Here is a 17,676-nt window from a genome sequence, read left to right on the forward strand (position 1 = left end):
AATACGAAGAAACCGCCCGACGACTGCCGGGCGGTTCTGATTTCAGCACTGCTGATGAGGCGAGGGCGCCTCAGCCGAAGCGGATGATCGACACTTCGCCTTCCAAAGCGCCCTGATATGCCGATGCGTGCGGTTCCTCGTCCGGGATGTCCTGCAGCATGCCGATCTGATCGAGGTCGGCTTCCACGAAGCCCTCCTCGGAGAGCGCGTTTAGCACGGCACGGACGGCCGAATCGTCATCCGGCGCAGCAACCATGACATGTACGTCGATCGCCTCTCCCCCGGCTTCCTCGTATGCCTTGGCAATGACGATGAAGACCATCGGCGAATCGAGGTTGTTGTCGTTGTCGGGGAGATTGATCATGGCCGGTACCTTTCGGGTTCGGGCGGGAGCAGGGGCCAAAGTGGGCCGCGATTCGGGCGATGGCTGTTGTCTAGCGGATTATCATGCTAGACGAAAAGCTCTATGACGTCAGCCATGGCTTTTCCGTGGCGGCAAGCGCATCTGGCGTCCGCCGCTTCGGCCATTATTTTCCGGTTAAGACTTGACTGGAATGCGCGAAGACAGTAGTACGCCGGCCATCGGAGCCAATGTGAGGAATGCTGTTCGAGGCGCCACGCCTTGGAGTTAACCTCAAACAAGGCTCCAATACGCACGTTGACGACACGAATGCCGCACGCATGACGCATTTTATGATGCGTCCTCTGTTCTTTTGTGGTCCATCCGCTGGCAAAAGCGGGTCGGGCCACATTTTGCGCATGATGAAAACTGTGCGGCCACCGCCGGCAACGGCAAATTCAGGGGTCCGAGAGGGCCGAGAGCAAAAATCGTAAGGGATGGTTGTATGCCTACCGTAAACCAGCTGATCCGCAAGCCGCGTCAGGCACAGGTCAAGCGCAACAAGGTTCCTGCCCTGCAGGAAAACCCGCAGAAGCGTGGTGTTTGCACCCGCGTCTACACCACGACCCCGAAGAAGCCGAACTCGGCTCTGCGTAAGGTCGCCAAGATCCGTCTCACCAACGGCTTCGAAGTCATCGGCTACATTCCGGGTGAAGGTCACAACCTTCAGGAACACTCCGTGGTCATGATCCGCGGCGGCCGCGTGAAGGACTTGCCGGGTGTTCGTTATCACATCATCCGCGGCGTTCTCGACACCCAGGGTGTCAAGAACCGTAAGCAGCGCCGTTCGAAGTACGGTGCGAAGCGTCCGAAGTAATCCGGATCGCTCCGATTATACCAATCCTGGCGCTGCGCGAGGTTCTCCGCGTTCTAAAGTGCCGTAACCGTTGAGAGACAAGAAGTATGTCCCGTCGCCACAGAGCAGAAAAGCGCGAAATCAATCCGGACCCGAAGTTCGGCGATCTCGTCGTCACCAAGTTCATGAATGCCATCATGCTGCACGGAAAGAAGTCCGTCGCCGAGACCATCGTCTACGGCGCCTTCGATGCTGTTCAGGCCAAGCTGAAGCAGGAGCCGATCACGGTGTTTCACCAGGCTCTCGATAACATCGCTCCGCACGTCGAGGTCCGCTCTCGCCGCGTCGGTGGTGCGACGTATCAGGTTCCGGTCGACGTTCGTCCGGAGCGTCGCCAGGCTCTGGCCATTCGCTGGCTGATCACGGCTGCTCGCAAGCGCAACGAGACCACCATGGTTGATCGCCTCTGCGGCGAATTGATGGATGCCGCCAACAACCGCGGCTCGGCCGTCAAGAAGCGTGAAGACACGCACAAGATGGCTGACGCGAACCGCGCGTTCTCGCATTACCGCTGGTAATCAACCGATCGAATATTGAAAGGCAGTCCGTTATGGCTCGCGAATATAAAATCGAAGACTACCGCAACTTCGGTATCATGGCGCACATCGACGCCGGCAAGACCACGACCACCGAGCGTATCCTTTACTACACCGGTAAGTCGCACAAGATCGGCGAAGTGCACGACGGCGCTGCCACCATGGACTGGATGGAGCAGGAGCAGGAGCGTGGCATCACGATCACGTCCGCTGCCACCACGACCTTCTGGAAGGGCCGTGACGGCAAGATGCGCCGCTTCAACATCATCGACACGCCCGGCCACGTCGACTTCACCATCGAAGTCGAGCGTTCGCTGCGCGTTCTCGACGGTGCCATCGCGCTTCTCGACGCCAACGCTGGCGTTGAGCCGCAGACCGAAACCGTATGGCGTCAGGCTGAAAAGTACCACGTCCCGCGGATGATCTTCTGCAACAAGATGGACAAGACCGGTGCGGACTTCTACCGCTCGGTGGAAATGATCAAGACCCGTCTCGGCGCCACCGCTGTTGTCATGCAACTGCCGATCGGCGCTGAAAGCGACTTCAAGGGCGTCGTCGACCTGATCGAGATGAACGCGCTCGTCTGGCGCGATGAGTCCCTCGGCGCTGCCTGGGACGTCGTCGAAATCCCGGCCGACCTCAAGGAAAAGGCCGAGGAATATCGCGAAAAGCTGATCGAGACCGTTGTCGAGATCGACGAAGAAGCGATGGAAGCCTACCTGAACGGCGAAATGCCGGACAACGACAAGATCCGTGCTCTCGTTCGTCGCGGCACCATCGACGTCAAGTTCCACCCGATGTTCTGCGGCACCGCCTTCAAGAACAAGGGCGTTCAGCCGCTGCTCGACGCCGTGGTCGATTACCTGCCGTCGCCGCTCGATATTCCGGCGATCAAGGGCATCGACTTCAAGACCGAAGCTGAAATCGAGCGCCATGCAGATGACGCCGAGCCGCTCTCGATGCTGGCATTCAAGATCATGAACGACCCCTTCGTCGGTTCGCTCACTTTCGCCCGCATCTATTCCGGCAAGCTGGAAAAGGGTTCGTCTGTTCTCAATACGGTCAAGGACAAGCGCGAGCGCGTCGGCCGCATGCTGCAGATGCACTCCAACAGCCGTGAAGACATCGAAGAAGCCTTTGCAGGCGACATCGTTGCTCTCGCCGGTCTCAAGGAAACCACCACGGGTGACACGCTCTGCGATCCGCTGAAGCCGGTTATCCTGGAGCGCATGGAATTCCCCGAGCCGGTCATCCAGATCGCGATCGAGCCGAAGTCCAAGGGCGACCAGGAAAAGATGGGCCTCGCGCTCAACCGCCTGGCGGCCGAAGACCCGTCGTTCCGCGTCAAGACCGACCAGGAATCCGGCCAGACGATCATCGCCGGCATGGGCGAACTTCACCTCGACATCATCGTCGACCGCATGCGTCGCGAGTTCAAGGTCGAAGCCAACGTCGGTGCTCCGCAGGTTGCCTATCGCGAAACCATCACGCGTCAGCACGAAGAAGATTACACGCACAAGAAGCAGTCCGGTGGTACCGGCCAGTTCGCGCGCGTCAAGATCGTCTTCGAACCGAACCCGGAAGGCGAAGACTTCAAGTTCGAATCCAAGATCGTCGGCGGTGCCGTTCCGAAGGAATACATCCCGGGCGTTCAGAAGGGTATCGAAAGCGTTCTGACCTCGGGTCCGCTCGCTGGCTTCCCGATGCTCGGCGTCAAGGCCACCCTCATCGATGGTGCCTTCCACGACGTCGACTCGTCGGTTCTGGCGTTCGAAATCGCATCGCGTGCCTGCTTCCGTGAAGCAGCCAAGAAGGCCGGCGCACAGCTGCTCGAGCCGATGATGCGCGTCGAAGTCGTCACCCCGGAAGATTATGTCGGCGACGTCATCGGCGACCTGAACTCCCGTCGTGGCCAGATCCAGGGCCAGGAACAGCGCGGCATCGCGATCGTGATCAACGCTCACGTTCCGCTGGCGAACATGTTCAAGTACGTCGACAGCCTGCGCTCCATGTCGCAGGGCCGTGCGCAGTACTCGATGGTGTTCGACCACTACGCCCCGGTACCGAGCAACGTCGCTCAGGAAATCCAGGCCAAGTATTCCGGTCAGAAGTGACCGGAATACCCCAAAACCTGAACAGTTAACGAATTTCTCCCCTCGGGGAGACGAAAGAATGGAGAGCCGGAAATGGCAAAGAGTAAGTTTGAGCGCAACAAGCCTCACGTTAACATTGGCACGATCGGCCACGTTGACCATGGCAAGACGTCGCTGACGGCGGCGATCACGAAGTACTTCGGCGAGTTCAAGGCGTACGACCAGATCGACGCTGCCCCGGAAGAAAAGGCGCGCGGCATCACGATCTCGACGGCACACGTCGAGTACGAGACGCCGAACCGTCACTATGCGCACGTCGACTGCCCCGGCCACGCCGACTATGTGAAGAACATGATCACCGGTGCTGCCCAGATGGACGGCGCGATCCTGGTTTGCTCGGCTGCCGACGGCCCGATGCCGCAGACCCGCGAGCACATCCTGCTCGCCCGTCAGGTTGGCGTTCCGGCGATCGTGGTGTTCCTGAACAAGGTCGACCAGGTTGACGACGCCGAGCTTCTCGAGCTCGTCGAACTGGAAGTTCGCGAACTTCTGTCGTCCTACGACTTCCCGGGCGACGACATTCCGGTCATCAAGGGTTCGGCGCTTGCTGCTCTTGAAGACAGCGACAAGAAGATCGGTGAAGACGCGATCCGCGAGCTGATGGCGGCTGTTGACGCCTACATCCCGACGCCTGAGCGTCCGATCGATCAGCCGTTCCTGATGCCGATCGAAGACGTGTTCTCGATCTCGGGCCGTGGTACGGTTGTGACCGGTCGCGTCGAGCGCGGTATCGTCAAGGTCGGTGAGGAAATCGAAATCGTCGGCATCCGTCCGACGACGAAGACGACTTGCACGGGCGTTGAAATGTTCCGCAAGCTGCTCGACCAGGGCCAGGCTGGCGACAACATCGGCGCGCTGCTGCGCGGTGTCGACCGTAACGGCGTCGAGCGTGGTCAGATCCTGTGCAAGCCGGGTTCGGTGAAGCCGCACAAGAAGTTCATGGCAGAAGCCTACATCCTGACGAAGGAAGAGGGCGGCCGTCATACGCCGTTCTTCACGAACTACCGTCCGCAGTTCTACTTCCGCACGACGGACGTGACGGGCATCGTGACGCTTCCGGAAGGCACGGAAATGGTCATGCCTGGCGACAACGTGACCGTTGCCGTTGAGCTGATCGTTCCGATCGCGATGGAAGAAAAGCTGCGCTTCGCGATCCGCGAAGGCGGCCGCACCGTCGGCGCCGGCATCGTCGCTTCGATCATCGAGTAATGCAGATACGATCGGCCCCGCACCCATCGGGTTGCGGGGCCGATTGTCGGTTTCAGGGGTTGGAAAACCCCATGCGCGTCGCGCATGCCAGGAAGTCGCGTCGTTTGGCCCGTAGGCCATTGACGAAAAGGCGGTGAGGGTATATGTCGCCGCCACGAATGGAGTCGGGCGGTGATTTGCTCCTCCCGACGTTAGCGCTGCAATTTGGTCGTCTCGATTGGGATGGCGGGGCAGGGCTCCTTATTCTGAGTGAAGTGACAGGGGCATCCTTGATGTCCGTGTGATTTTTGAAAATCAGGGGCCGGCCAGTAATTGGTAATTCACTGTCTCTGCGTATGCGGGACGCAAGAAAAGAAACAAGGACAAGTCGAATGAACGGCCAGAATATCCGCATCCGCCTGAAGGCGTTTGATCACCGGGTTCTCGATGCCTCCACGCGGGAGATCGTCTCCACTGCCAAGCGCACCGGTGCAAGCGTACGCGGCCCGGTTCCGCTTCCGACCCGCATTGAAAAGTTCACGGTCAACCGTTCGCCTCACGTCGACAAGAAGAGCCGTGAGCAGTTCGAGATGCGCACGCACAAGCGTCTTCTCGACATCGTTGATCCGACTCCCCAGACCGTAGACGCGCTGATGAAGCTCGATCTGGCGGCGGGTGTTGACGTCGAGATCAAGCTCTAAGGAATTCCGGCGAGAGCCGAAATAACAAGGAAGGTACGTGGCAAGACCTGCCAACGACTTCTCGAAACGGGAAACCCGAAGGTTCGGAAGGGCCTGAGTGGAATCCTTAAACAAAGAGGAAAGGCCGTGACCTCATGGTCCCGGCCGCGACTCTCAAGAGGAATGAACCATGCGTTCAGGTGTGATTGCACAGAAAGTGGGAATGACCCGCGTCTATAACGACGCCGGTGAGCATGTCCCGGTAACAGTTCTGCGTCTCGACAACGTTCAGGTCGTGGCTCAGCGCACCGCCGACAAGAACGGCTATACCGCGCTTCAGCTCGGTGCCGGCTCGTCGAAGGTCAAGAATACCACGAAGGGCCTGCGCGGCCACTTCGCTGCCGCCTCGGTCGAGCCGAAGGCCAAGCTCGTAGAATTCCGCGTTTCCGAAGATAACCTGCTGGATGTCGGCGCACAGCTGACGGCCGGCCACTTTTCGGCTGGCCAGCTGGTCGACGTGACCGGCACCACCATCGGTAAGGGTTTTGCCGGTGCGATGAAGCGCCACAACTTCGGCGGTCTCCGAGCCACGCACGGTGTATCGGTTTCGCACCGTTCGCACGGTTCGACCGGTAACAACCAGGATCCGGGCAAGGTCTGGAAGGGCAAGCGCATGGCTGGTCACATGGGCCAGACGCGCGTCACCACGCAGAATCTCGAAGTCGTTTCGACCGATGAAGATCGCGGTTTGATCCTTGTGAAGGGCGCCGTTCCCGGTTCCAAGGGTTCCTGGATCATCGTCCGCGACGCCGTCAAGTCGGCATCGAAGTAAGGGAGCCAAACCAATGGAATTGAACGTCAAGACCCTCGAGGGCAAAGACGCCGGCAAGGTTTCCCTGTCGGATGCGATTTTCGGCCTTGAGCCGCGCGAGGACATCATTGCCCGCGTCGTTCGCTGGCAGCTCGCCAAGAAGCAGCAGGGCACCCACAAGTCCAAGGGCCGTTCCGAGGTTTCTCGTACCGGTTCGAAGATGTACAAGCAGAAGGGCACCGGTCGCGCTCGCCACCACTCGGCTCGCGCTCCGCAGTTCCGCGGCGGTGGTCGTGCACATGGTCCGGTTGTTCGCAGCCACGCCCACGACCTGCCGAAGAAGGTTCGCGCTCTTGCTCTGCGTCACGCTCTTTCGGCCAAGCTGAAGGCTGAAGACCTGATCATCGTCGACAACCTGGTCGCGGCCGAAGCCAAGACCAAGGCGCTCGCCGGCACTCTGGCATCGCTCGGCTTCAGCAACGCCCTGCTGATCGGTGGCGCTGAACTCGACAATAACTTCAAGCTCGCTGCGGCCAACATCCCGAACATCGATGTTCTGCCGGTTCAGGGCATCAACGTTTACGACATCCTGCGCCGCGGCAAGCTCGTGCTGTCCAAGGCTGCGGTTGAAGCTCTGGAGGAGCGGTTCAAATGACTGATCTTCGCCACTACGACGTGATCGTCTCTCCGTCGATCACCGAAAAGTCGACCCTGGTATCCGAACAGAACCAGGTCGTCTTCAACGTCGCCAAGGGCGCCAGCAAGCCGGAAATCAAGGCTGCTGTCGAGGCTCTCTTCGGCGTCAAGGTCAAGGCCGTCAACACGCTGCTCCGCAAGGGCAAGGTTAAGCGTTTCCGCGGCTTCGCCGGCAAGCAGAAGGACGTGAAGAAGGCGATCGTTACGCTCGCCGACGGACAGTCCATCGACGTGTCGACCGGCATCTGAGCTAGGGAACAAGTAAAATGGCATTGAAAAGCTTCAACCCGACCACGCCGAGCCAGCGCCAGCTGGTGATCGTCGACCGTTCGCAGCTCTACAAGGGCAAGCCGGTCAAGGCTCTGACGGAAGGTCTTTCCAAGAGCGGCGGCCGTAACAACCTCGGCCGGATCACCGCCCGCTTCATCGGCGGTGGTCACAAGCGTACCTACCGACTCGTTGACTTCAAGCGTCGCAAGTTCGACGTCGAAGGCACCGTAGAGCGTCTGGAATACGACCCGAACCGCACGGCGTTTATCGCGCTCGTCAACTACGCCGATGGCGAACAGGCCTACATCCTCGCTCCGCAGCGTCTTGCTGCAGGCGACAAGGTCATCGCTTCGGACAAGGCTGTCGACGTCAAGCCGGGCAACACCATGCCGCTGCAGTACATCCCGGTTGGCTCGATCGTTCACAACGTCGAGATGAAGCCGGGCAAGGGCGGCCAGATCGCCCGTTCGGCAGGCACCTACGTTCAGCTGGTCGGCCGCGATGCCGGCATGGCGATCCTTCGTCTGAACTCGGGTGAACAGCGCCTGGTGCACGGCTCCTGCCTTGCAACGATCGGCGCCGTCTCCAACCCGGACCACGGCAACATCAACGACGGCAAGGCTGGTCGTACCCGTTGGCGCGGCAAGACCCCGCATAACCGCGGTGTCGTCATGAACCCGGTCGACCACCCGCACGGCGGTGGTGAAGGCCGCACGTCCGGTGGTCGTCACCCGGTTTCCCCGTGGGGCAAGCCGACCAAGGGCAAGCGGACTCGTTCGAACAAGTCGACCGACAAGTTCATCATGCGCTCGCGCCACCTGAAGAAGAAGTAAGAGAGGTTAGTCAGAAATGGCTCGTTCAGTATGGAAAGGCCCGTTTGTCGACGGCTATCTTCTCGCAAAGGCAGAGAAGGTTCGCACAGGCGGCCGCAGTGAAGTGATCAAGATCTGGAGCCGTCGCTCCACGATCCTGCCGCAGTTCGTCGGTCTCACCTTCGGCGTCTACAACGGCTCCAAGCACGTTCCGGTCAGCGTCAACGAAGACATGGTCGGTCACAAGTTCGGTGAATTCGCTCCGACCCGGACCTATTACGGTCACGGCGCGGACAAGAAGGCGAAGAGGAAGTAATCATGGCGAAGGCAAAGACCGAACGCCGGCTGAAGGACAACGAAGCACAGGCAGTCGCCCGCACGCTTCGCGTCAGCCCGCAGAAGCTGAACCTGGTTGCCGCCATGATCCGCGGCAAGAAGGTTGATCGTGCGCTCGCCGATCTCGAATTCTCGCGCAAGCGCATCGCCGGCACCGTCAAGAAGACGCTGGAATCGGCGATCGCAAACGCCGAGAACAACCACGACCTCGACGTCGATCAGCTGATCGTCGCTGAGGCCTATGTCGGCAAGTCGATCGTCATGAAGCGCTTCCACGCCCGTGGCCGTGGCCGTGCATCCCGCATCGAAAAGCCGTTCGCGCACCTGACCATCGTGGTTCGCGAAGTTGAAGCCAAAGGGGAGGCCGCATAATGGGTCAGAAAATCAATCCGATCGGCTTCCGCCTCGGCATCAACCGTACCTGGGATAGCCGTTGGTTCGCCGACAACGCCGAATACGGCCAGCTCCTTCACGAAGACCTGAAGATCCGCAAGTATCTGATGTCGGAGCTGAAGCAGGCCGGTATCGCCAAGGTCGTCATCGAGCGCCCGCACAAGAAGTGCCGCGTCACGATCCACTCGGCTCGCCCGGGTCTGATCATCGGCAAGAAGGGTGCGGACATCGAGAAGCTTCGCAAGAAGATCTCCTCGATGACCAATTCCGAAACGCACCTCAACATCGTTGAAGTGCGCAAGCCGGAAATCGACGCAACGCTGGTCGCACAGTCGATCGCCCAGCAGCTCGAGCGTCGTATCGCATTCCGTCGCGCCATGAAGCGCGCCGTTCAGTCGGCCATGCGTCTGGGTGCCGAAGGCATCAAGATCACCTGCGCCGGCCGTCTCGGCGGTGCTGAAATCGCCCGTACGGAATGGTATCGCGAAGGTCGCGTGCCGCTGCACACGCTGCGCGCCGACATCGACTACGGCACGGCCGAGGCAGAAACCGCTTACGGTATCTGCGGCATCAAGGTCTGGATCTTCAAGGGCGAAATCCTTGAGCACGACCCGATGGCATCCGAGCGTCGCGCCATGGAAGGCGATGCACAGGGTCCGGCAAGCCGTGGTGAACGCGGCGATCGTGGCGACCGTCGCCGCGAACGCGAAAACGCTTGATCAACGCTGGCGAAAGATAAGCTCGGAGAAGTAAGAAAATGTTGCAGCCAAAGCGTACAAAATACCGCAAGCAGTTCAAGGGTCGCATCAAGGGCGTCGCCAAGGGCGGTTTTGACCTGGCTTTCGGTGAATACGGCCTCAAGGCTCTGGAACCGAACCGTGTGAACGCACGCGAAATCGAAGCAGCCCGTCGTGCGATCACCCGCTACATGAAGCGTGCTGGTCGTGTGTGGATCCGTGTATTCCCGGACGTTCCGGTCACGGCCAAGCCCACCGAAGTTCGTATGGGTAAGGGTAAGGGTTCGGTCGAATACTGGGCATGCAAGGTCAAGCCCGGTCGTATCATGTTCGAGATCGACGGCGTATCGGAAGAGATCGCACGCGAGGCCCTGCGCCTCGGTTCTGCCAAGCTCTCGGTCACGACGCGCTTCGTACAGCGCATTGCAGAGTGAGGTTCAGCACCATGAAAGCCGCAGACGTTCGCGCCATGAGCGCCGATCAGTTGAAGGACAAGCTGGCAGACCTGAAGAAGGAGCAGTTCAACCTGCGCTTCCAGAAGGCCACCGGCCAGCTTGAGAAGTCCTCTCGCATCGACGAGGTTCGCAAGGACATCGCCCGCGTGAAAACCATTGCCCGCCAGAAGGCGGCAGAAGCCAAGGCCTAAAGGAAGAATAATATGCCGAAACGCATTCTGCAGGGCGTAGTCGTTTCCGACAAGAACGAGAAGACCGTTGTTGTCCGCGTCGAGCGCCGCTTCGCGCACCCTCTGCTTCAGAAGACCGTTCGCCGGTCGAAGAAGTACAAGGCGCATGACGAGAACAATCAGTACAAGGTAGGTGACGTCGTTTCCATCGAGGAATGCGCGCCGATCTCCAAGGACAAGCGCTGGACGGTTGTTGCCGCCCAGGCTTAATTGCTTCACTTTCTGCGTCTGGGCCTTGCGTCCGGCGCAGAATCCTGTATGAAGCACCCCACTGGCGTCAGAACGCTCCTCCGGAGCGTTCTTTTGCTTTGAGCGCTCGGAAGGTCCCTTTCTGGGAAACCACCTTGGCAAAGTCCCTCCCGCGCGACAATTCGAATATTTCATAAGCCGGAATAGGGGGCATCGCGCCCAACCGTCCCGGTTACAACAAGAAGGCGACCTGACATGATTCAGATGCAGACTAACCTCGACGTTGCCGACAATTCCGGCGCGCGTCGTGTCATGTGCATCAAGGTGCTGGGCGGCTCCAAGCGCAAGTACGCTTCGGTCGGCGACATCATTGTCGTTTCGATCAAGGAAGCCATTCCGCGCGGCCGCGTGAAGAAGGGTGACGTGATGAAGGCGGTTGTTGTTCGTACCGCCAAGGACATCCGCCGCGCTGACGGCAGTGTCATCCGTTTCGACACCAATGCTGCCGTCCTCATCGACAACAAGAAAGAGCCGATCGGCACCCGTATCTTCGGACCGGTTCCGCGCGAACTTCGCGCCAAGAACCATATGAAGATCATCTCGCTGGCTCCGGAAGTACTGTAAGGGAGCGATAGCGATGCAGAAGATCCGCAAGGGCGACAAGGTCGTCATTCTGGCCGGCAAGGACAAGGGTCGTTCCGGCGAAGTGCTTCAGGTCATGCCGAAGGAGGACCGTGCGGTCGTCCGTGGCATCAACATGGTCAAGCGTCACCAGCGCCAGACCCAGACCCAGGAAGCGGGTATCATCAACAAGGAAGCCCCCATCCATCTGTCCAACCTGGCGATTGCCGACAAGGACGGCAAGCCGACCCGCGTCGGTTTCCAGGTCGTTGACGGCAAGAAGGTGCGTGTGGCCAAGCGTTCGGGAGAAGTGATCGATGGCTGAGGCAAAGTACGAGCCGCGTCTCAAGGTGGAATACGTTTCCCGCATCCGCAAGGCCATGCAGGAGAAGTTCTCCTACTCCAACGAGATGCAGATCCCGAAGCTTGAAAAGATCGTGATCAACATGGGTGTGGGCGAGGCGACTGCCGACTCCAAGAAGCCCACCGTTGCAGCTGCGGACCTCGCGGCGATCGCTGGCCAGAAGCCGGTCATCACCCGTGCCCGCAACTCGATCGCAGGCTTCAAGGTTCGCGAAGGCATGCCGATCGGCGCGAAGGTCACCCTCCGTGGCGCCCGCATGTATGAATTCCTGGATCGCCTGGTCAACATCGCGCTGCCGCGCGTTCGCGACTTCCGCGGCCTGAATCCGAAGAGCTTTGACGGCCGTGGCAACTTCGCCATGGGCATCAAGGAACACATCGTCTTCCCCGAGATCAACTACGACAAGGTTGATCAGATGTGGGGCATGGACATCATCGTTTGCACGACGGCTCCGACCGACGACGAAGCACGGGCTCTATTGACAGAGTTCAACTTCCCGTTCCGTCAGTAACCGTAACGACGAGCGTAGAGAGGATCTCAATATGGCGAAGACAAGCGCAGTTGAAAAGAACAAGCGCCGCCGCAAGACCGCCGCCAACCAGGCCGCCAAGCGCGCTGCCCTGAAGGCGATCATCATGAACCAGACCCTTCCGATCGAAGACCGGTTCAAGGCAACCCTGAAGCTCGCGGAACTTCCGCGCGATGGCTCCAAGACCCGCATTCGCAACCGTTGCGAAGTCACCGGTCGTCCGCGCGCGTTCTACCGCAAGCTCAAGATGTCGCGTATCGCGCTTCGCGAGCTGGGCAATCTCGGCAAGGTGCCGGGCATTGTGAAGTCGAGCTGGTAAGGAGACGGGCAAATGACGATGACTGATCCGTTGGGCGATATGCTCACCCGTATCCGGAATGGTATCCACCGCCGCAAGTCGACGGTGTCCACTCCGGCCTCCAAGCTGCGCGCTCGCGTTCTCGACGTTCTCCAGGCCGAGGGTTACATCCGCGGCTACTCCGAAGTGGAGTTCGAGACCGGCAAGACCGAGTTCCAGATCGAGCTGAAGTACTATGAAGGCGCGCCGGTGATCCGTGAGATCGGCCGCGTGTCCAAGCCGGGCCGCCGAGTTTATGTCTCGGTCAAGTCCATTCCGCAGGTCGCGAACGGCCTCGGCATCACCATCCTTTCGACTCCGAAGGGCGTGATGGCCGATCACCAGGCTCGCGAACAGAACGTTGGTGGCGAGGTTCTCTGCTCTGTCTTCTAAGACAGCGCAGGGGAACTCCATAGCGAACAGACAGGATAAAAACTATGTCTCGTATCGGTAAGAAGCCCGTTCCGGTTCCGGCAGGTGTGACTGCTGCTGTCGATGGCCAGAAGGTCACGGCAAAGGGTCCGAAGGGCGAACTGTTCTTCGTCGCGAATGACGATATCTCCGTGAAGCTCGAAGACAACGCCGTTGTCGTCCAGCCGATCAACGACTCCAAGGGTGCTCGTTCCAAGTGGGGCATGTCCCGCACGATGGTCGAGAACATCTTCAAGGGCGTTAAGGACGGTTACGAGCGCAAGCTCGAAATCAACGGCGTTGGTTACCGCGCCGCCATGCAGGGCAAGAACCTGCAGCTGGCGCTCGGCTTCAGCCACGACGTCGTCTATGAGCCGCCGCAGGGCATCACCATCGCTGTACCGAAGCCGACCGAAATCATCGTCACCGGCATCAACAAGCAGCAGGTTGGCCAGGTCGCAGCCGAGATCCGCGAATATCGCGGCCCCGAGCCCTACAAGGGCAAGGGCGTCAAGTATGCCGAAGAGCGGATTGTCCGCAAAGAAGGCAAGAAGAAGTAAGGAACGCGCGAAATGGCAAGCAGAAAAGAAGCACTTGTTCGTCGTGCCAATCGCGTACGGCGCCAGATCAAGGCGGTGGCCAATGGCCGTCCGCGTCTGTCGGTACATCGCTCGTCGAAGAACATCTACGCTCAGATCATCGACGATGTCGCTGGCCGCACACTGGCCGCTGCATCGACCCTTGATGGCGATCTGAAGAAGGGCCTGAAGACCGGCGCCGATATCGCAGCAGCCGCTGCTGTCGGCAAGCTCGTAGCCGAGCGCGCGTCCAAGGCTGGCGTCAAGGATGTCGTCTTCGACCGTGGCGCCTTCATCTATCACGGCCGCATCAAGGCTCTCGCCGAGGCAGCTCGCGAAGGTGGTCTGAACTTCTGATGAATTGCCGCCCGGTTCGCCGGGCGGCTTTCCGGCCTTCCGGCCGGCTCCACGATCGCCCGAACCGAAAAGGGAATGGCGTGTTTTTGTAATCTGCCGATTGCACCCGGAAAAGAAAAAGGAAGAGGACAATGGCACAGGAAAAGCGTGGTTCGCGGGACGACCGTCAGAACCGTGAAGAGCGCGATAGCGAGTTTGTCGACAAGCTGGTCGCCATCAACCGCGTCGCCAAGGTGGTGAAGGGCGGCCGTCGTTTCGGCTTTGCCGCTCTCGTCGTCGTTGGTGACCAGAAGGGCCGCGTCGGCTTCGGCCACGGCAAGGCACGCGAAGTGCCGGAAGCCATCCGCAAGGCCACCGAAGCCGCCAAGCGCGACCTAATCTTCGTACCGCTGCGCGACGGCCGTACGCTGCATCATGACGTTCACGGCCGCCATGGCGCCGGCAAGGTTCTGCTGCGCGCCGCAAAGGCCGGTACCGGTATCATCGCCGGTGGTCCGATGCGCGCCGTTTTCGAAACGCTCGGCATGCATGACGTTGTCGCCAAGTCGACCGGTTCGTCGAACCCCTACAACATGGTTCGTGCGACCTTCGACGCCCTGAAGCACCAGGTTCACCCGAAGGACATCGCAGCTCAGCGCGGCCTCAAGTACGCCACGCTCCAGGCTCGTCGTGCCGCCTCCGGCAACTCGGCTGAAGAATAAGAGGGTCTGATCCATGGCTAAGGCTACGAAGAAGACTGAAGCAAAGACGGTCACGATCGAACAGATCGGTTCGCCTATCCGCCGCCCGGAAATCCAGCGCAAGACGCTGATCGGTCTGGGTCTCAACAAGATGCACCGTGTCCGTACCCTGGAAGACACTCCTTCGGTTCGCGGCATGATCCGTGCTGTCCAGCATCTCGTTCGCGTCGTCGACGAGAAGTGAGACGGAGGAAAACGTCATGAAACTGAATGAAATCAAGGACAACGAAGGCGCGTCCAAGGATCGTATCCGCGTAGGTCGCGGTATCGGCTCCGGCAAGGGCAAGACCGGTGGTCGCGGCGTCAAGGGTCAGAAGGCCCGTTCCGGCGTTGCCATCAACGGCTTCGAAGGCGGTCAGATGCCGATCTACCGTCGCCTGCCGAAGCGCGGCTTCAACAACATCTTCGCGTCTGACTATGTCACCGTTTCGGTGGGCCGTATCCAGGCTGCGATCGATGCCAAGAAGCTCGACGCCAAGGCAACGATCGACGCTGCTGCCCTCAAGGCCGCCGGCGTGATCCGTCGCCCGAAGGACGGCGTTCGCGTTCTCTCCGACGGTGAACTGAAGGCGAAGCTTTCGCTCGAAGTCGCCGGCGCTTCCAAGGCCGCGATCGAAAAGATCGAAAAGGCTGGCGGTTCGATCAAGCTGCTCGTTGCAGCCGCTGAAACGGCCGAGTGAAGTTTTAAGACTTTATCGCCCGGGGTGCTTCACACCGGGCGATTTTTCTCCCATATGTGAGCCTCACATTCCAAAGGACGGAATGACGCCGTTTCGTCTTCCGGGGGATTCTGGAAAACAAGGGTGAGGCAAGTGACACGCTCTCCGCGCCCGGTTTTCCGAAAAGATTGAATACGTTTTCCGGCCTGCCGCGTTCCGTGGCGCCGGTTTCGGTACGCGGAGAATTTCATGGCTTCTGCAGCGGAACAACTGGCCTCGAACCTCAGCTTCTCGACCTTCTCCAAGGCGGAGGATCTGAAGAAGCGTTTGTGGTTCACCCTGGCTGCCCTTCTGGTCTACCGTCTCGGCACCCACATTCCGCTTCCCGGTCTGAACCCGGAAGCCTATGCGGCCGCCTTCCAGGGCCAGTCGAGCGGTATCCTCGGTCTCTTCAACATGTTCGCTGGCGGTGCTGTCGAGCGCATGGCGATCTTCGCGCTGGGCATCATGCCCTACATTTCCGCGTCGATCATCGTGCAGCTGATGACGTCGGTCGTGCCGACGCTCGAGAACCTGAAGAAGGAAGGCGAGCAGGGCCGCAAGATTATCAACCAGTACACCCGTTACGGTACCGTGCTACTCGGCACGCTGCAGGCCTACGGCATTGCGGTCGGCCTCGAGAGCGGGCAGGGCATCGTCATGGATCCGGGCTGGTTCTTCCGCATTTCCACCGTCATCACTCTGCTGGGCGGCACGATGTTCCTGATGTGGCTCGGTGAGCAGATCACCTCGCGCGGCATCGGCAACGGCATCTCGCTGATCATCTTCGCCGGCATCGCCGCGGGCCTACCGACGGCGCTCGCACATACCCTCGATCTCGGCCGCACCGGCGCCCTGTCGACCGCGCTGATTCTGACGGTCATCTTGGTCGCAATCGGCGTTATCGCCCTGATCGTCTTCGTCGAGCGCGCCCAGCGTCGCCTTCTGATCCAGTATCCGAAGCGCCAGGTTGGCAATCGCATGTTCCAGGGCGACACGTCGCACCTGCCGCTGAAGCTCAATACCTCGGGCGTTATCCCGGCCATCTTCGCGTCGTCGCTGCTTCTCCTGCCGGCGACTGCGGCGGGCTTTGCCGGCACCTCGCAGCTTCCGGCCTGGGCGACCTCGGTCATTTCCATGCTTGGACATGGCCAGCCTGTTTACATGCTGCTCTACGGCATGCTGATCGCCTTTTTCGCCTTCTTCTATACGGCGATTGTCTTCAATCCGAAGGACACCGCTGACAATCTGAAGAAGCATGGCGGCTTCATTCCGGGCATCCGTCCGGGCGAACGCACCGCCGAGTACATCGATTATGTGCTGACCCGCATTACGGTTGTCGGCGCTCTCTACCTTGTTTTCGTCTGCATTCTTCCGGAAATCCTCGTTGCGCGCACGGGCATCCCATTAGCCCTTGGTGGTACTTCTCTTTTGATCGTCGTCAGCGTAACCCTTGATACGGTAGCGCAGATCCAGGGACACCTCATCGCTCAGCAGTATGAGGGTCTGATCAAGAAGTCGAAGTTGCGTGGAGGAAAGAGGGGACGATGAGACTTATACTTTTGGGGCCGCCGGGTGCAGGGAAGGGCACCCAGGCCCAGCGTATCGTCGAGAAGCACGGGATCCCGCAACTCTCGACCGGTGACATGCTGCGGGCTGCCGTCAGCGCTGGAACCGAAGTCGGCAAGCGTGCGAAAGCCGTGATGGACGCCGGCAATCTGGTGTCCGACGATATCGTCAATGCCATCGTGTCCGAGCGAATCGATGCGCCCGATTGCGCAAATGGCTTCATCCTGGATGGCTACCCCCGCACCCTGGTGCAGGCCGACGCCGTCGAGGCCATGCTTGCTGACAAGAAAATGCAGCTCGATGTCGTGATCGAACTGCAGGTGAATGATTCGGTTCTGGTGGACCGCGTCGCCGGCCGTTATACCTGCGCCAACTGCGGCGCCGGCTACCATGACCGGCTGCAGAAGCCGAAGGTCGAGGGAGTCTGCGACAAGTGCGGTTCGACGGAGTTCAAGCGCCGTCCGGACGACAACGCCGAGACCATGACGACCCGTCTTCAGGACTACTACAAGAAGACCTCGCCGCTGATCGGCTACTACTATGCCAAGCGCAAGCTGAAGAGCGTCGACGGCATGGCTGAGATCGATGAAGTCACGGCTTCGATCGAGAAAGTGCTTGCCGGCCTGTGAGGCCGGCGGGGAAAGAATCTTTTCGGGCCCGGTTGCTTTTGTCGACTGATTCCGTTAAACAGCGCGCCAACTCGCGACATTTGAGCGATCGGCGCGTTCTC

28 protein-coding genes are annotated in these 17,676 nt (G+C 59.9%); 27 read left to right on the top strand and 1 reads right to left on the bottom strand.

Translation table 11 applies throughout. The features are described from left to right. Positions 1-70: 70 nt before the first annotated feature. Positions 71-364, bottom strand: a complete 294-nt coding sequence (locus J5J09_RS09175) for a transcriptional regulator (protein ID WP_208549357.1) — start codon at positions 362-364, stop codon at positions 71-73. Positions 365-845: 481 nt separating this feature from the next. On the opposite strand from J5J09_RS09175, the gene rpsL reads away from it, so the two are divergent. From rpsL to J5J09_RS09310, 27 genes are all read left to right on the top strand, one after another. Further along, the gene (gene rpsL / locus J5J09_RS09180) at positions 846-1,217 is read left to right on the top strand and encodes a 30S ribosomal protein S12 (RefSeq protein ID WP_003507760.1); all 372 of its coding nucleotides are present in this window, start codon (positions 846-848) and stop codon (positions 1,215-1,217) included. Between the two features lie 86 nt (positions 1,218-1,303). Beyond that, the gene (rpsG, locus tag J5J09_RS09185) at positions 1,304-1,774 is read left to right on the top strand and encodes a 30S ribosomal protein S7 (RefSeq protein WP_208549362.1); all 471 of its coding nucleotides are present in this window, start codon (positions 1,304-1,306) and stop codon (positions 1,772-1,774) included. 32 nt (positions 1,775-1,806) lie between these two features. Beyond that, entirely contained in the window at positions 1,807-3,906 is a 2,100-nt protein-coding gene (gene fusA, locus J5J09_RS09190; RefSeq protein ID WP_208549363.1) for an elongation factor G, read from the top strand. A gap of 72 nt (positions 3,907-3,978) precedes the next feature. After that, positions 3,979-5,154 (top strand): elongation factor Tu, encoded by a 1,176-nt coding sequence (gene tuf / locus J5J09_RS09195; protein WP_208549325.1) that lies wholly within the window; start codon positions 3,979-3,981, stop codon positions 5,152-5,154. A gap of 371 nt (positions 5,155-5,525) precedes the next feature. Continuing rightward, positions 5,526-5,834, top strand: coding sequence for a 30S ribosomal protein S10 (gene rpsJ / locus J5J09_RS09200; RefSeq protein WP_006728688.1), 309 nt, complete (start codon positions 5,526-5,528; stop codon positions 5,832-5,834). A 169-nt stretch (positions 5,835-6,003) separates the two neighbouring features. After that, on the top strand, positions 6,004-6,645 hold the full coding sequence (gene rplC, locus J5J09_RS09205) for a 50S ribosomal protein L3 (RefSeq protein ID WP_208549365.1): 642 nt from the start codon (positions 6,004-6,006) through the stop codon (positions 6,643-6,645). Between the two features lie 13 nt (positions 6,646-6,658). Further along, positions 6,659-7,279, top strand: coding sequence for a 50S ribosomal protein L4 (gene rplD, locus J5J09_RS09210; protein ID WP_208549367.1), 621 nt, complete (start codon positions 6,659-6,661; stop codon positions 7,277-7,279). Beyond that, positions 7,276-7,569, top strand: a complete 294-nt coding sequence (locus J5J09_RS09215) for a 50S ribosomal protein L23 (RefSeq protein ID WP_208549370.1) — start codon at positions 7,276-7,278, stop codon at positions 7,567-7,569. Before rplD ends, J5J09_RS09215 begins: the two co-directional genes overlap by 4 nt. Positions 7,570-7,586: 17 nt before the next feature. Beyond that, positions 7,587-8,423, top strand: a complete 837-nt coding sequence (gene rplB / locus J5J09_RS09220) for a 50S ribosomal protein L2 (protein WP_208549373.1) — start codon at positions 7,587-7,589, stop codon at positions 8,421-8,423. A 16-nt stretch (positions 8,424-8,439) separates the two neighbouring features. Next, entirely contained in the window at positions 8,440-8,718 is a 279-nt protein-coding gene (gene rpsS, locus J5J09_RS09225; protein WP_208549374.1) for a 30S ribosomal protein S19, read from the top strand. A gap of 2 nt (positions 8,719-8,720) precedes the next feature. Continuing rightward, positions 8,721-9,110, top strand: coding sequence for a 50S ribosomal protein L22 (gene rplV / locus J5J09_RS09230; protein ID WP_208549376.1), 390 nt, complete (start codon positions 8,721-8,723; stop codon positions 9,108-9,110). Continuing rightward, positions 9,110-9,850, top strand: a complete 741-nt coding sequence (rpsC, locus tag J5J09_RS09235; protein WP_208549377.1) for a 30S ribosomal protein S3 — start codon at positions 9,110-9,112, stop codon at positions 9,848-9,850. The genes rplV and rpsC overlap by 1 nt, the downstream gene beginning before the upstream one ends. A 38-nt stretch (positions 9,851-9,888) precedes the next feature. Next, a complete protein-coding gene (gene rplP / locus J5J09_RS09240; protein WP_054158105.1) occupies positions 9,889-10,302 on the top strand; it encodes a 50S ribosomal protein L16 in 414 nt (137 codons plus the stop codon). Positions 10,303-10,313: 11 nt separating this feature from the next. After that, positions 10,314-10,514: a 50S ribosomal protein L29 gene (gene rpmC / locus J5J09_RS09245; protein ID WP_208549378.1), complete on the top strand. Its 201-nt coding sequence runs from the start codon at positions 10,314-10,316 to the stop codon at positions 10,512-10,514. Between the two features lie 12 nt (positions 10,515-10,526). Next, positions 10,527-10,763, top strand: coding sequence for a 30S ribosomal protein S17 (gene rpsQ / locus J5J09_RS09250; protein WP_071008864.1), 237 nt, complete (start codon positions 10,527-10,529; stop codon positions 10,761-10,763). A 234-nt stretch (positions 10,764-10,997) separates the two neighbouring features. Beyond that, the gene (rplN, locus tag J5J09_RS09255; RefSeq protein ID WP_182304374.1) at positions 10,998-11,366 is read left to right on the top strand and encodes a 50S ribosomal protein L14; all 369 of its coding nucleotides are present in this window, start codon (positions 10,998-11,000) and stop codon (positions 11,364-11,366) included. A 13-nt stretch (positions 11,367-11,379) separates the two neighbouring features. Continuing rightward, positions 11,380-11,688: a 50S ribosomal protein L24 gene (rplX, locus tag J5J09_RS09260; RefSeq protein ID WP_208549381.1), complete on the top strand. Its 309-nt coding sequence runs from the start codon at positions 11,380-11,382 to the stop codon at positions 11,686-11,688. Further along, positions 11,681-12,238 carry a 50S ribosomal protein L5 gene (gene rplE / locus J5J09_RS09265; RefSeq protein WP_208549386.1) on the top strand — a complete coding sequence of 186 codons (558 nt, stop codon included), beginning with the start codon at positions 11,681-11,683 and terminating at the stop codon, positions 12,236-12,238. The genes rplX and rplE overlap by 8 nt, the downstream gene beginning before the upstream one ends. Positions 12,239-12,269: 31 nt before the next feature. Then, a complete protein-coding gene (gene rpsN / locus J5J09_RS09270; protein WP_208549392.1) occupies positions 12,270-12,575 on the top strand; it encodes a 30S ribosomal protein S14 in 306 nt (101 codons plus the stop codon). 12 nt (positions 12,576-12,587) lie between these two features. Beyond that, the gene (gene rpsH / locus J5J09_RS09275; RefSeq protein WP_208549398.1) at positions 12,588-12,986 is read left to right on the top strand and encodes a 30S ribosomal protein S8; all 399 of its coding nucleotides are present in this window, start codon (positions 12,588-12,590) and stop codon (positions 12,984-12,986) included. Between the two features lie 44 nt (positions 12,987-13,030). After that, the gene (gene rplF, locus J5J09_RS09280) at positions 13,031-13,564 is read left to right on the top strand and encodes a 50S ribosomal protein L6 (RefSeq protein WP_208549401.1); all 534 of its coding nucleotides are present in this window, start codon (positions 13,031-13,033) and stop codon (positions 13,562-13,564) included. A 12-nt stretch (positions 13,565-13,576) separates the two neighbouring features. Next, positions 13,577-13,939: a 50S ribosomal protein L18 gene (rplR, locus tag J5J09_RS09285; RefSeq protein ID WP_208549402.1), complete on the top strand. Its 363-nt coding sequence runs from the start codon at positions 13,577-13,579 to the stop codon at positions 13,937-13,939. 131 nt (positions 13,940-14,070) lie between these two features. Then, positions 14,071-14,640, top strand: coding sequence for a 30S ribosomal protein S5 (gene rpsE, locus J5J09_RS09290; protein ID WP_208549404.1), 570 nt, complete (start codon positions 14,071-14,073; stop codon positions 14,638-14,640). Positions 14,641-14,653: 13 nt separating this feature from the next. Continuing rightward, complete coding sequence (rpmD, locus tag J5J09_RS09295; protein WP_208549409.1) at positions 14,654-14,863, top strand: 50S ribosomal protein L30; 210 nt, start codon at positions 14,654-14,656, stop codon at positions 14,861-14,863. 16 nt (positions 14,864-14,879) lie between these two features. Beyond that, entirely contained in the window at positions 14,880-15,359 is a 480-nt protein-coding gene (rplO, locus tag J5J09_RS09300) for a 50S ribosomal protein L15 (RefSeq protein WP_208549420.1), read from the top strand. A 228-nt stretch (positions 15,360-15,587) separates the two neighbouring features. Next, positions 15,588-16,928 carry a preprotein translocase subunit SecY gene (secY, locus tag J5J09_RS09305; protein ID WP_208549426.1) on the top strand — a complete coding sequence of 447 codons (1,341 nt, stop codon included), beginning with the start codon at positions 15,588-15,590 and terminating at the stop codon, positions 16,926-16,928. Then, positions 16,925-17,575, top strand: coding sequence for an adenylate kinase (locus J5J09_RS09310; protein ID WP_208549430.1), 651 nt, complete (start codon positions 16,925-16,927; stop codon positions 17,573-17,575). Before secY ends, J5J09_RS09310 begins: the two co-directional genes overlap by 4 nt. The last annotated feature ends 101 nt before the right edge of the window (positions 17,576-17,676 follow it).

It is taken from the genome of Ciceribacter sp. L1K22 (genome assembly GCF_017599385.1).
Lineage (GTDB): Bacteria > Pseudomonadota > Alphaproteobacteria > Rhizobiales > Rhizobiaceae > Allorhizobium.

What these genes read in the sequence shown, in the direction of transcription:
- J5J09_RS09175 (WP_208549357.1), bottom strand. Translation starts at nt 364, where the DNA reads ATGATCAATCTCCCCGACAACGACAACAACCTCGATTCGCCGATGGTC.
- rpsL (WP_003507760.1), top strand. Translation starts at nt 846, where the DNA reads ATGCCTACCGTAAACCAGCTGATCCGCAAGCCGCGTCAGGCACAGGTC.
- rpsG (WP_208549362.1), top strand. Translation starts at nt 1,304, where the DNA reads ATGTCCCGTCGCCACAGAGCAGAAAAGCGCGAAATCAATCCGGACCCG.
- fusA (WP_208549363.1), top strand. Translation starts at nt 1,807, where the DNA reads ATGGCTCGCGAATATAAAATCGAAGACTACCGCAACTTCGGTATCATG.
- tuf (WP_208549325.1), top strand. Translation starts at nt 3,979, where the DNA reads ATGGCAAAGAGTAAGTTTGAGCGCAACAAGCCTCACGTTAACATTGGC.
- rpsJ (WP_006728688.1), top strand. Translation starts at nt 5,526, where the DNA reads ATGAACGGCCAGAATATCCGCATCCGCCTGAAGGCGTTTGATCACCGG.
- rplC (WP_208549365.1), top strand. Translation starts at nt 6,004, where the DNA reads ATGCGTTCAGGTGTGATTGCACAGAAAGTGGGAATGACCCGCGTCTAT.
- rplD (WP_208549367.1), top strand. Translation starts at nt 6,659, where the DNA reads ATGGAATTGAACGTCAAGACCCTCGAGGGCAAAGACGCCGGCAAGGTT.
- J5J09_RS09215 (WP_208549370.1), top strand. Translation starts at nt 7,276, where the DNA reads ATGACTGATCTTCGCCACTACGACGTGATCGTCTCTCCGTCGATCACC.
- rplB (WP_208549373.1), top strand. Translation starts at nt 7,587, where the DNA reads ATGGCATTGAAAAGCTTCAACCCGACCACGCCGAGCCAGCGCCAGCTG.
- rpsS (WP_208549374.1), top strand. Translation starts at nt 8,440, where the DNA reads ATGGCTCGTTCAGTATGGAAAGGCCCGTTTGTCGACGGCTATCTTCTC.
- rplV (WP_208549376.1), top strand. Translation starts at nt 8,721, where the DNA reads ATGGCGAAGGCAAAGACCGAACGCCGGCTGAAGGACAACGAAGCACAG.
- rpsC (WP_208549377.1), top strand. Translation starts at nt 9,110, where the DNA reads ATGGGTCAGAAAATCAATCCGATCGGCTTCCGCCTCGGCATCAACCGT.
- rplP (WP_054158105.1), top strand. Translation starts at nt 9,889, where the DNA reads ATGTTGCAGCCAAAGCGTACAAAATACCGCAAGCAGTTCAAGGGTCGC.
- rpmC (WP_208549378.1), top strand. Translation starts at nt 10,314, where the DNA reads ATGAAAGCCGCAGACGTTCGCGCCATGAGCGCCGATCAGTTGAAGGAC.
- rpsQ (WP_071008864.1), top strand. Translation starts at nt 10,527, where the DNA reads ATGCCGAAACGCATTCTGCAGGGCGTAGTCGTTTCCGACAAGAACGAG.
- rplN (WP_182304374.1), top strand. Translation starts at nt 10,998, where the DNA reads ATGATTCAGATGCAGACTAACCTCGACGTTGCCGACAATTCCGGCGCG.
- rplX (WP_208549381.1), top strand. Translation starts at nt 11,380, where the DNA reads ATGCAGAAGATCCGCAAGGGCGACAAGGTCGTCATTCTGGCCGGCAAG.
- rplE (WP_208549386.1), top strand. Translation starts at nt 11,681, where the DNA reads ATGGCTGAGGCAAAGTACGAGCCGCGTCTCAAGGTGGAATACGTTTCC.
- rpsN (WP_208549392.1), top strand. Translation starts at nt 12,270, where the DNA reads ATGGCGAAGACAAGCGCAGTTGAAAAGAACAAGCGCCGCCGCAAGACC.
- rpsH (WP_208549398.1), top strand. Translation starts at nt 12,588, where the DNA reads ATGACGATGACTGATCCGTTGGGCGATATGCTCACCCGTATCCGGAAT.
- rplF (WP_208549401.1), top strand. Translation starts at nt 13,031, where the DNA reads ATGTCTCGTATCGGTAAGAAGCCCGTTCCGGTTCCGGCAGGTGTGACT.
- rplR (WP_208549402.1), top strand. Translation starts at nt 13,577, where the DNA reads ATGGCAAGCAGAAAAGAAGCACTTGTTCGTCGTGCCAATCGCGTACGG.
- rpsE (WP_208549404.1), top strand. Translation starts at nt 14,071, where the DNA reads ATGGCACAGGAAAAGCGTGGTTCGCGGGACGACCGTCAGAACCGTGAA.
- rpmD (WP_208549409.1), top strand. Translation starts at nt 14,654, where the DNA reads ATGGCTAAGGCTACGAAGAAGACTGAAGCAAAGACGGTCACGATCGAA.
- rplO (WP_208549420.1), top strand. Translation starts at nt 14,880, where the DNA reads ATGAAACTGAATGAAATCAAGGACAACGAAGGCGCGTCCAAGGATCGT.
- secY (WP_208549426.1), top strand. Translation starts at nt 15,588, where the DNA reads ATGGCTTCTGCAGCGGAACAACTGGCCTCGAACCTCAGCTTCTCGACC.
- J5J09_RS09310 (WP_208549430.1), top strand. Translation starts at nt 16,925, where the DNA reads ATGAGACTTATACTTTTGGGGCCGCCGGGTGCAGGGAAGGGCACCCAG.